Here is a 12719-nt window from a genome sequence, read left to right as displayed (position 1 = left end):
AGATTGTTTTTTCTGGAAAAAGCTTTGTAGATTCGCGGATCCGGAAAGGATCTGTAGTATGATTTTTCAAAGGTATAAGATCATCCGGGAATTACAAATGAAAACGCTGTTTTTTCTCTACTATAGCAAATAAAAACGGATTACCCTATATCGCTAACTAAAAGTTTAATCTGCAGGACATGGAATTGTTTATCCTTTTTTCGGTGTTAATTACGCTGGCCGCTTTTTTTTCCTACATAAACGTTAAGTTTATCAAACTACCTTCCGGCATAAGCCTGATGCTTATGGGTACCATGGCATCGCTGGCGGTAATCATCACCGGCCATTTTTCCACGGGTTTCAGCACTATTGTAAAAGATAAGCTGGCATTGATCGATTTCTCTGAATTTCTGCTGGGGATTTTGTTAAGTTTTCTTTTATTTGCCGGCTCACTTCATGTTAATGTTGCTGATCTGCGAAAGTCTGCCAGGAGCATTACTGTATTTGCGGTGGTAGGAACACTGGTTTCTACTCTTTTGGTGGGCGCTGCGCTTTATGGATTAATGCTGTTATTTCAGCAGCCTATACCAATAATATACTGTCTGCTTTTCGGTGCATTGATCTCGCCTACTGATCCGATAGCTGTTATGGGGATACTGACAAAGGCCAACCTGTCCAAAACAATTGAAACAAATATTGTTGGGGAATCCCTTTTTAACGATGGCATCGGGGTGGTGGTATTTGCGACACTGCTGCAGATAGCGGCTGTTGGCGTTGGGAATTTTGGAGTCGGAGATATTGGGTTGCTCTTTTTAAAGGAGGCTGCAGGAGGGGTTCTGGCAGGACTGGTTATCGGTTTTGTCGGATATAGATTGATGAAATCCATTGATCATTTTCAGACGGAGATCCTTATTTCAATCGCGATGGTTATGGGTGGCTACAGCTTTTGTCACTATATCCATGTTTCCGGGCCACTGGCAATGGTAGTAGCTGGCATCATGACCGGAAACAGAGGCAAGGCGCTTGCTATGAGCGATGTTACGAGGGATTATTTGGGTAAGTTCTGGGAGGTGACAGATGAAATCCTGAATGCAATTTTGTTTATGCTGATTGGCCTGGAGATAGTAGTTGTGAATTTTGAAACACAATACCTGGTCATCGGCATATTGGCTGCGATACTATTGATACTGGCGCGGTTTATCTCCCTGTATATCCCTGCATTTACATTCAGGTTTAAAAACCGGCTTGGTACAAAGACATTGGCTATAATGACCTGGGGTGGACTGAGAGGAGGTATTTCTATTGCGCTTGCGCTTTCATTGCCGGCAAATCAATATAAGAGTATCATTGTCCCGGTTACGTTTATTGTCGTCCTGTTTTCTATTCTTGTTCAGGGATTCACCATAGGTAAATTAATTAAACGATTAACCAGGTAGCAGCCGGATGATTTTTAGCTGTTGTCTTCCTCACCAGCCGGCCGGCCATATGTCATCAGGATGAAAGGAGCCCTTCTACCTGTTATGGTACACAAAAAACGTGTCATGGTTGCCGCGGAAGCTGAGGCTGCTTATTGTTTTCTGCCGGGAGGGAGGGTTACCGGAGGGAAAGCGTTTTCTGGCGGGCAATCGACGCTGATGACAGGATGGTCGCCAACGGTGATGGATTGACGGCTTTTTTGAGGTGTTATTTTCTCAACAGGCCCGTTTTTAATGTACAGTTCCTTACGGATGGCTTTAATTCTGTCCTTGTTTAACTGGTCGTATCGGGTTTCCAGCAGTTGTGGAAGAGCGGGGGCGTTGGGTTGTTTTTGCAGCTCAATGTTGCCCAGCAGGTAGTGGCCATCTTTGTACTCAATGCTGATATTCCTTTGCCCCCGGGGGAAGGCGTTGTTGTTTACCTGGAGATAAATTTCATCGTATTTTTCGGGGATCTGGAAATTATACACATAAGCAGCGGTGTCTTTTCCGCTGGGAGGTAGTTTTATCGCTACGGTAATGTCGTTGCATTCCTTCCTGTTGACCCTGATGTATTCGTATATGCTGTAGTTGCATTTGGGTTTCTCCCGGTATACCTGCCGGAAGGATGTTCCCGGATCGCCGGGGCTCATCCGAACAAAAGCTTCTTTCTCGGCAAAACCGCCGAAGCATATTTGCCCGCCATGGTTGTTCCCTGTAGATACATACAGCTCAACCAGATCTGCCTGCCCGGGCTCGAGGCTGATTTTATTTTTATTGACCGGCTTCCATTTTCCGCTGACAAAGTGGTTTTCGATGAAAATATAGAACAGGCCCCTTTCCTCCAGGATGAAATGCGCCTTTTCTTTGGAGCCGTCCACAGATTCGGCGGTATAATACCCTATTAACTGGGCGTAGGCGGGCGGGATGCCAGGGAATAAGAAAATGATGAATACAATGTAGCTTTTCATATAAAAATCGGGTTACACTATGATGCCTGTTTGTCAGGTCTTAAATCTATGGCTGCGTCCATTCTACGGAACGACAGTCACCTGGCTTACCGGCCGGGAATGATAATCAAAACTGATTAAGTCATAAATCGTTGGTCTTACCTCCGGATAAAGATAATAAATTAACCTATAGCCGCGCTTCCTGCTTCGAAACCAGTATGTTATAATTATAATAGTCAAATTGACATTTCTTATTTATCTTTAGCGGCACCACGTTTATGAACCGTTTTAAAGCATTGTATAATTATGAATAGGATAAAAATCATCCTCGTTATCTTTTCCCTATCTGCTACGCAAGCGTTTTCGCAGTCAAAAGCCGTGAAGATCTCCAGTCCTGACCAGCAAATACAGGTGTCCGTATGGAGCGGCGCGGAAGGGGATGTCCGCTACCTGGTGAAACATCACAACAATATTGTCATCGACACCTCTTCCCTCGGCCTGACGCTGGCGGATGCAGACTGGGCGCGACAACTTAGCCTGGTGTCCGTCTCCGGTACCCGTATCATCAACGAGAGTTACCGGCTGGCCTATGGAAAAAAAGCGATGATCAGCTATAAAGCCCATCAAAGGGAGCTGCATTATGTCAATAAAAAGAAGGCGCCGATGTCCATCGTGTTCCGGGTGTCCAACGATGCGGTGGCATTCAGGTATCTGTTGACCGGTAAGCCGGCCGGCATACGGCAAGTGGTAAAAGAAAATACCGGTTTTAATTTCCCGCAAGGAACGTCCACCTGGCTGCAGCCTATGCAGGTCGCCAGATCGGGATGGGAAAGCGTTAACCCGGCTTACGAAGAGCATTATCACCCTGATGTTCCTGTTGAAAAAGTGGGAGAGAACAAAACCGGCTGGGTGTACCCGGCGCTGTTTAAAGCAGGCGACAGCTGGGCGCTGTTGACGGAATCGGGGCTGGACAGCAACTACTGCGCTACACGTTTAATATCGGAGGCTGCCCCCGGACATTTTACTGTTGGATTCCCCGACCCCAGGGAAGTTATTACCGGCAAGGGATATCTGCCGCAGGGCATATTGCCATTTTCTTCACCGTGGCGGGTGATAACCATCGGTTCGCTGGAAACCATCATCGCCTCCACCGCCGGTACGGACCTGGCCAGACCCGCTGTCGTTCGCAATACGGCTTTTGTCAAACCCGGCAAGGCTTCCTGGAGTTGGATCAGTTCCAAAGATGATTTTATCACGTATGATGAACAGGTCCGGTACATCGATCTTGCGGCCGACATGCATTGGCAATACTGCCTGATCGATGTAGACTGGGACCGGAAAATTGGTTATGCGGGGATAAAAAAGCTGGCGGAGTACGCAAAGACCAAAAATGTATCATTATGGCTTTGGTATAACTCCGCAGGAGACTGGAACACAGTAAAATATACGCCTAAAAACCTATTGCTGACGCACGAAAGCCGTATGAAGGAATTTGCCCGTATCAGGGACATGGGTATTAAAGGCGTGAAGATCGATTTTTTTGCGGGCGACGGGCAGTCTGTGATAAAGTATTATATCGATATTTTGAACGATGCGGCTGCCAACGGGCTAATGGTTAATTTCCACGGCGCCACCCTGCCGAGAGGATGGGCGCGTACCTATCCTCATCTGTTGACTGCCGAGGCAGTGAGAGGCTTTGAAAACGTGACCTTCGGTCAGAACGACGCTGACCGGGAAGCGGAGATCTGCACCATACTGCCGTTTACCAGGAATGCTTTTGACCCCATGGACTATACGCCTGTCAATTTATACAAAGTGCAGTCCAACACGCACCGTAAAACCAGCAATGCGTTTCAACTGGCTTTGTCCGTTTTGTTCCTGTCGGGGGTACAACACTATGCCGAATCTCCGGAAGGCATGTCAAAAACAAGTGAAGATGTAAAATCGGTATTGAGAGTACTTCCCGATACCTGGGACGAGGTGAAGTTCCTCGGAGGTTATCCCGGCAGGTATGTGGTCATCGCCAGGAGAGCGGGCACTAAATGGTACATCGCGGGCATCAACTCACAGGCAACGACACAAAAGGTACTGATCGATCCAACTGTTTTAGGCAAAACAAAGGGCCGGCTGATCACAGAAGGAAACGACGCATTCTCTTTTAATATAGAAGATATTAACAAGGAGAAACAAGTGGAAATCAAGGCCTCCGGCGGATTTTTAATGATATTGGAGTAAATAATCTTTTATAATTGTTAATTTGACGTTAATTGATGCCGTTTTTCTACCAGACAGCAGACAAGTAAAGGGCTGAACAGGTTAAAATAAGGTAACAATTAACTACAATCGGGTAACAAGGCTGAAAATGATTGAGATATTTTTAAAGTGTTGTACCATCTCTAACCGGGTTACCCGATAAAAATAATCTATGTCAGATCAACCAAAATCCTTCCGGCGTTCATTCGGTCTGCTCGACGCCACCATGGTGGTAGCGGGCTCTATGATCGGCTCGGGAATATTTATCGTCAGCGCCGATATTACCCGCAACACCGGCTCTGCAGGCTGGCTGGTCCTCATCTGGGCCATCACCGGCCTGCTCACCCTCACCGCCGCCCTGAGCTATGGGGAGCTGAGCGGGATGTTCCCGAAAGCCGGCGGGCAATATGTATACCTGAAAGAAGCTTTTGGCCCGCTGCCGGCGTTTTTGTTCGGCTGGAGTTTTCTCACCATCATACAGGCCGGCTCCATCGCTGCCGTAGGAGTAGCTTTTGCGAAATTCTCCGCCTACATTTTTCCTGCCTTAAGCGAAAAGAATGTCGTCGCTCATCTGGGGATTACCTCCATTTCATCCGCGCAGCTGACAGCGATCCTGTTAATTGTGTTCCTTACGTTTATTAATACCAGGGGCGTCAGAGAAGGGAAGGTGATCCAGACCGTTTTTACGCTCACCAAAATAGCGGCGTTGATCGGGCTGATCGTCTTCGGAGGGATGGCTGCCAGTCAACCTACCTGGAACGCCAACTGGCAAAGTGGTTTTTCGTTGGGAAAGCTGGAAGGCGGTCATTCGCAACTACTGCCGTATGCCGGCTTTACCGTCATGGGCGCTATCGCCGGCAGTATGGTGGGCAGTCTGTTCAGCAGCGATTCCTGGAACAATGTCACCTTTATTGCCGGGGAGATCAAACGGCCGGAACGCAATATAGGGTTAAGCCTATTCCTCGGTACACTGATGGTGACGACCATTTACGTGCTGACCAACCTGGTGTACCTCGGGGTGATGCCGCTGCAGGAAATAGCCTTCGCGGAAAATGACCGTGTAGGCGTGGCTGCTTCCCGGTATATTTTTGGCGCCAAAGGTACGGTGATCATCGCCGTGCTGCTGATGGTGTCTACCTTCGGGTGTAACAATGGCCTGATTTTATCCGGCGCCAGGGTCTGTTATTGCATGGCAAAAGACGGCCTGTTCTTCCGTCAGCTGGGATCGCTCAATAAAAATGCCGTTCCCGGTAAAGCACTGTGGCTGCAATGTATATGGGCGTCCCTGTTATGCCTGAGCGGCCGTTACGGACAGCTGCTCGAATATGTCATCTTTGTGGTGCTGCTGTTTTACATCCTGACGATCGCCGGTATATTCCGGTTGCGCCGCCAACGGCCCGACATTCCCCGCCCTTACAAAGCTTTTGGGTATCCCTGGCTGCCACTGTTGTACATCGTCAGCGCTGCCATCATCTGCCTCGCCTTATTGGTATACAAACCATTGTACACATGGCCCGGGCTGGCAATCGTATTGCTGGGCATCCCGGTGTATGCCTGGTACCGGAAAGCACGTCCGCAGCAGGTAGCCGCTTCGGGCAGCGGTCAACTGATAAAATTATTAGTCATGATAACGGTATCCGGAGGTATCTCCGTACACAGCACGGCACAACAAAAAACAACGAATGCGCTGTATGAACAAACCAGCGAAATCAATAACCTGATGGTGCCGTATTATGCGGACAAAGGCAGTCTGGAAAGATTTTACTTTATTGAAAATTCTCCTGAACGGCGGGAAAGGCTGCAGCAACTGTATAGCGGATACCGGCAACAGTTACAGGAAATAGACTTTGAAGCGCTGCCTGCCGGCTCAAGGGTAGACTATATCCTGTTCCGCCGTGAGCTGCAGGAGCAACTACGGCTGCTGGAGACAGAAGCGCAGCAATGCCATCAGCTCGACGCGTGGTTTCCCTTTGCCGCGGATATTTACAGCATTGAAAAAGCCAGAAGGAGAGGGGGGAAACCGGATGCTGCCGGCGTAGCAGCGACCTATCACCAGGCAGCCCTCCTTATCCGGGAGAAAGAAAAGCAGCTGGAAGGAAACCATACGCTGGACATTCATCTGCTGCGCAGGGCTGCAGGCATTACCCGGGGGCTGCATACTGCGCTGGAGAGCGTACATACTTTTTACAACGGCTATGATCCGCAGTATTCCTGGTGGGCGCCCGGCCCTTACCGGGAGCTGGATACCGCGCTGAAGCGGTATGCTGCGCTGTGGGCAAAAAAAATCAGTGCCGCACCGGGCGGAAAAGACGATGGCAGCGGGATCACAGGTCACCCTATTGGACGTGAAGAGCTGGTACGGCAGCTACAGTACGAGATGGTCCCTTATTCGCCGGAGGAACTGATTGACATTGCCAACAAGGAATTTGCGTATTGCGATGCTGAAATGCTAAAAGCAGCGACAGATATGGGCCTGGGGAAAGACTGGAAACAGGCGCTGGAAAAAATCAAAAACAGTTATGTGCCTGCCGGCGAGCAGCCACAGGTCATCATGAAGTTATATCATGAATCCGTCAATTTCCTGAAAGCGCATGATCTGCTGACCATCCCGCCCATGGCGGAAGAAACCTGGCGTATGATCATGATGACACCGGAGCGGCAGCTGGTAAACCCGTTCTTTACCGGTGGTGAAGAACTGAGTATTTCCTATCCGACAGACAGCATGAGCGAAGCCGATAAGCTGATGAGCATGCGGGGCAACAACCCGCACCTGTCGCGCGCGACCGTGCACCACGAACTGATCGCCGGCCATGGCCTGCAACAGTTTATGACCAGCCGGTATAAAACGTACCGCCATTTTGAAACACCTTTCTGGATAGAAGGCTGGGCGTTGTACTGGGAGATGCTGCTGTGGGACATGAAATTCGCCCGATCGCCGGAAGACCGTGTGGGTATGTTGTTCTGGCGTATGCATCGCTGCGCCCGCATTATCTTCTCCCTGAATTACCACCTCGGCAAATGGACACCGCAGCAATGTGTGGACTTCCTGGTCAACAGGGTGGGGCACGAGCGGGCCAATGCGGAAGGAGAGGTGCGCCGCTCTTTTGCAGGCGATTATAGCCCGTTGTACCAGGTGGCCTATATGATCGGCGGCCTGCAGTTCATGGCGCTGAAACAGGAGCTGGTAGACAGTGGGAAAATGACGTACCGCCAGTTCCATGATGCCATCCTGAAAGAAAATATGTTGCCGGTAGAACTGATCCGTGCTTTGCTGACGGGTAAAACGATCACAAAAGATTTTAAAACCAGCTGGCGCTTTTACCAGCGCTGACCTGGTTGATCAACCATAGTTGTTATGAAGAAATTACTTTTTGTCCTGGTGGCGCTGTGCACCGCAACGGCGCAGCTTTCTGCCCAGTCTTATGTGCCCGGCCGGCACGATACGAAGATAAAAGTACGCTCCGGCGTACCGATACATGCATATACCTTCCACCTGGGAGAAGTACAGCTGCTGGATAGCCCGTTTAAGCAGGCCATGGAGGCGGATGCCGGATACCTGCTGGTCATATCACCGGACAGGCTGCTGGCAGATTTCCGCACCCATGCAGGCCTAAAGGCGAAAGGAGACCGTTATGGTGGTTGGGAATCCACCGGTCTGGCCGGGCATACGCTGGGGCACTACCTGTCCGCCTGCGCTATGCAATATGCAGCCACGGGGGACAAACGATTTCTCGACCGGGTGAATTATATCGTACAGGAACTGGAAGAATGCCAGCGTCACCGGAGAACCGGTTACCTGGGAGCTATCCCGGGAGAAGATACGTTGTGGGCGCAGGTGAAGGCTGGTAACATCCGTTCCCGGGGATTTGATCTCAACGGCGGCTGGTCGCCCTGGTACACGGTACACAAGATCATGGCCGGCCTGCTGGACGCTTATCTCTATTGTGATAATAAAAAGGCGCTGATCATCGAAAAAGGAATGGCTGACTGGACAGGTACCATCGTTCATCATCTGCCAGACTCCCTGGTACAAAAAATGTTGTTGTGCGAATATGGCGGCATGAATGAGGTGCTGGTGAATACCTATGCGCTGACGGCGGAGAAAAAATACCTGGACATGTCTTTCCGGTTCCACGACCGGCGCGTCCTCGATTCCCTGGCGGCACAGCTGGACGTGCTGCCCGGCAAACATTCCAACACCCAGATACCGAAAGTGATAGGCTGTATCCGCCGCTACGAGCTGACCGGCAGCCGGCAGGACAGCACCATCGCCGCTTTCTTCTGGAATACCGTGACCGGTCATCATTCCTATGTGCCCGGCGGCAACAGCAATTACGAATACCTGGGGCCTGCGGACAAACTGAATGACCAGCTCACAGACAATACCATGGAAACCTGCAACACGTACAATATGCTGAAGCTGACGCGGCACCTGTTTGCGCTGCGTCCTGCCGCTCACCTGATGGATTATTATGAACGGGGATTGTATAATCATATACTGGCTTCACAAAACCATCAAAACGGTATGATGTGTTATTTCGTTCCGCTAAGAATGGGCACCCACAAGGAGTTCAGCGATTCTTTCCATACGTTTACCTGCTGCGTGGGCTCCGGCATGGAGAACCATGTGAAATATGGCGAAAGCATTTATTTCGAAGGAGCGGATGGCAGTTTGTATGTGAACCTGTTTATTCCCTCCCGCCTGCAGTGGCGCGACCGGAATGTGATCATTGAGCAGACGACCCAACTACCGGAGAACGACGAGATACTATTTACCATTCACACAAAAAAGAGCGTTGCTTTTCCGCTACGCATCCGTAAGCCAAGCTGGGCGAAGGAAGGGATACAGGTACGGGTGAACGGCCAGGTACAAACGAACATCCCTGCCGGCGCCGATGGTTATATTTCGCTGGACCGCCGATGGAAAGACGGCGACCAGGTAACACTGAAGCTTCCTATGGGTATTTACAGCGAAGCAATGCCGGACAATCCCGGTCGTATCGCCTTGCTTTACGGGCCGGTGGTGCTGGCCGGTACGCTGGGGGCAAAAGAACCCGACCCTGTTACCGGTATTCCCGTACTGGTGACACCTGAGCGGGATGCTGCCCGATGGGTAACGCGCGATCCGCAGCAGCCGCTGGTATTCCACACCAGCAAGGCAGGCCGGCCGAAAGAGATACAACTGGTGCCCTTCAGTACCGTGCAACACGAGCATTACAGCGTGTACTGGGACATCTTCACCCCACAGGAATGGGTGGTACAGCAGGAACGCTATGCCACTGAGAAAAGAAGACTACAGGAGATAGAAACCAGTACCGTAGATATGTTGCGCCTGGGTGAAATGCAACCGGAAAGGGACCATCATTTTACAGCGGATAAAACCAATACGGGGGCAGCACACGGCCGCAAGTGGCGTGTAGCCGACGACGGGGCAGCGATGACGTTTACCATGAAAGTGGACAGCGGCGCTGCTAACAGCCTCCTTTGCCATTATTGGGGGATGGACAACCGCTACCGCGTGTTCGATATCTTCATCGACAATGTAAAGGTGGCCACAGAAGATCTTAACAAGTACAAGGCCAGCAAATTTTATGAAATCGTTTATCCTTTGCCGTTAGCCATCACCCGGGGCAAACAAACGGTGACGGTAAAACTGCAGGCGCATCCCGGCAATAGCGCCGGACCGGTGTATGGACCGGTAAGAATGATCAGGGGCGCTTCTCCTGGTGCTGCCCTGGTGAAGAAAGATTATCCTATTCAGCCAGTGCCTTTTACACAGGTGCATGTCTCCGACAGTTTCTGGGCGCCTAAAATAAAAGTAAACGCCGAAGTATCTATCCCGTATACGCTGGAGCAATGCAAAAAAACAGGGCGGATCGATAATTTTCTGCGGGCTGCCGGTAAACTCCAGGATGACAAAATGACTGAGTACACCTTCGATGATACGGACCTTTACAAAGTCATCGAGGGCGCTTCGTATGGTTTGCAGGTAAGGAAAAACCCGGAGCTGGAAAAGTACCTGGACACGCTGATCACCATCATCGGCGCCGCACAGGAAAAAGACGGCTACCTGTATACTTTCAGGACGATGAAAACCACCCATCCTCACGCCTGGATGGGCGTCAGGCGCTGGGAAAAAGAGGAGGACCTGAGTCATGAACTGTACAACTCCGGCCACCTGTTTGAAGCTGCGGTAGCCCACTACCAGGCTACCGGCAAGAAAACATTGCTGGATATTGCTATCAGAAATGCGGACCTGCTGGTCAGCGTATTTGGATTTGGCAAAGAAGAACGTTTCCCTGGCCACCAGATCGTGGAAACAGGACTCACCAAAATGTACCGGGTAACCGGTAAAAAGGAGTACCTCGACCTGGCTAAATTCTTCCTCGATGTCCGCGGTCCCGGTAAACCCAATAGCGGCGAGTATAACCAGTCTTATAAAAAGGTGACGGAGCAGCATGAGGCGGTAGGACATGCGGTAAGGGCAGCCTATATGTATACCGGTATGGCCGATGTGGCAGCGTTGACCGGCGACGGGCAATACTTATCCGCCATCGATGATATCTGGCATGACGTGGTGGAGAAAAAATTATATGTTACCGGCGGCATCGGCGCTACGGGCAATGGGGAAGCTTTCGGGCAGACGTATGAGCTGCCTAATATGTCGGCGTACGCGGAGACCTGCGCTGCCATCGCCAATGTATATTGGAACAGCCGCATGTTCCTCCTCCATGGCGACGCCAGGTATATTGATGTGATGGAACGTACGCTGTACAACGGTTTGCTCAGCGGCGTGTCTCTCAGCGGCGATCGCTTTTTTTATCCCAACCCGCTGGCTTCCATGGGCCAGCATCAGCGCAGCGCGTGGTTCGGATGCGCCTGTTGTATTTCCAACATGACACGCTTCCTGCCTTCCATGCCCGGGTATGTATACGGGCAGAACGCCAACCACTTGTATATTAACCTCTTTGTTGGCAATACGGCAGATATCACCTTACCTGCCGGAAAAGTAACGGTCACCCAACAAACCAATTATCCCTGGGAGGGGAAGACGGACATCACTATCTCTCCGGTGCAGGCCACCGCTTTTGCTTTGCATGTCCGCATCCCGGGGTGGGCGGCCAACCGGCCGATACCGGGCGATCTCTATACCGATGCGCCCGGAACACCACAGAAAAAGATCCGCATCCTCCTGAACGGACAGCCGGCGCCATACCACATGGATAAAGGATATGCTGTCCTCGAGCGTACCTGGAAAGCCGGCGATAAGCTCAGCCTGGATTTTCCGATGGACGTACAAAAGCTGATGGCCAACAGCGGGGTGGAAGCGGATAAAGGCCGTTTCGCCCTGCAACGCGGCCCGCTGGTGTATTGCCTCGAAGGCCCGGACAATAAAGACGCCTCGGTACAGAATATTGTGGTGGACAAAAACACCGTGGTGAAGGCTGTATACAGACCTGCTTTACTGAATGGTGTTATGGTATTGGAAATGAAAGGGACATCCTCCCGCCGGCAGGTAAACAGTGATGCGCTGGTAAAGTCAGTACAAACGGTAACGGCTATACCCTATTATGCCTGGGCAAACCGCGGGCCCGGTGAGATGACGGTATGGATTCCCTATGAAGCGTCGGCTGCCCGTCCGAAACCGGCGCCCTCCATTGCTTCAAAAAGTAAAGTGAGCGCTTCCGCTCCCAACAAAAAGATGTATATGGCGGTAAACGATCAGTATGAGCCGAAGGATTCGAAAGATAACAGCACGCCCTATTTTCACTGGTGGCCCAAGCAGGGTACGCGGGAATGGGTGCAGTATGATTTTGACCGGGAATATACTATTTCTTCTTCCGGTGTGTATTGGTATGATGACGGTCCTTTTGGCGGATGTCGGGTACCGGCTTCCTGGAAGTTGTTTTACAAAAAAGGAGACGAATGGTTGCCGGTAAAAAATACCGGTAGCTATGGCACTGCGAAAGACCAGTATAATTCCGTGCAGTTTGAGCCGGTGAACACTTCCTCGCTTAAAATGGAGGTGCAGCTACCGGCTGAAAATGCCTCAGGGATACAGGAATGGAGGGTAAAATGACGG

General features: G+C 50.8%; 5 protein-coding genes. 4 read left to right on the top strand and 1 reads right to left on the bottom strand.

What is annotated here, in order from left to right; genetic code table 11:
- Nucleotides 1-179 precede the first annotated feature (179 nt).
- Nucleotides 180-1415, top strand: a complete 1236-nt coding sequence (locus B5D63_RS19315) for a cation:proton antiporter (RefSeq protein WP_078670488.1) — start codon at nt 180-182, stop codon at nt 1413-1415.
- A gap of 131 nt (nt 1416-1546) precedes the next feature.
- Here B5D63_RS19315 and B5D63_RS19310 read toward each other — a convergent pair whose 3' ends face one another.
- Nucleotides 1547-2404, bottom strand: a complete 858-nt coding sequence (locus tag B5D63_RS19310; protein ID WP_078670487.1) for a hypothetical protein — start codon at nt 2402-2404, stop codon at nt 1547-1549.
- 285 nt (nt 2405-2689) lie between these two features.
- On the opposite strand from B5D63_RS19310, the gene B5D63_RS19305 reads away from it, so the two are divergent.
- From B5D63_RS19305 to B5D63_RS35475, 3 genes are all read left to right on the top strand, one after another.
- On the top strand, nt 2690-4618 hold the full coding sequence (locus B5D63_RS19305; protein WP_078670486.1) for a glycoside hydrolase family 97 protein: 1929 nt from the start codon (nt 2690-2692) through the stop codon (nt 4616-4618).
- Between the two features lie 190 nt (nt 4619-4808).
- Nucleotides 4809-7967 carry an amino acid permease gene (locus tag B5D63_RS35480; RefSeq protein ID WP_235021588.1) on the top strand — a complete coding sequence of 1053 codons (3159 nt, stop codon included), beginning with the start codon at nt 4809-4811 and terminating at the stop codon, nt 7965-7967.
- Nucleotides 7968-7991: 24 nt separating this feature from the next.
- Nucleotides 7992-12716 carry a beta-L-arabinofuranosidase domain-containing protein gene (locus B5D63_RS35475; RefSeq protein WP_078670485.1) on the top strand — a complete coding sequence of 1575 codons (4725 nt, stop codon included), beginning with the start codon at nt 7992-7994 and terminating at the stop codon, nt 12714-12716.
- Nucleotides 12717-12719: the final 3 nt, after the last annotated feature.

The organism is Chitinophaga eiseniae, from assembly GCF_900167135.1.
Taxonomy (GTDB): domain Bacteria; phylum Bacteroidota; class Bacteroidia; order Chitinophagales; family Chitinophagaceae; genus Chitinophaga; species Chitinophaga eiseniae.
This window is presented reverse-complemented; position numbering and strand designations above follow the sequence as displayed.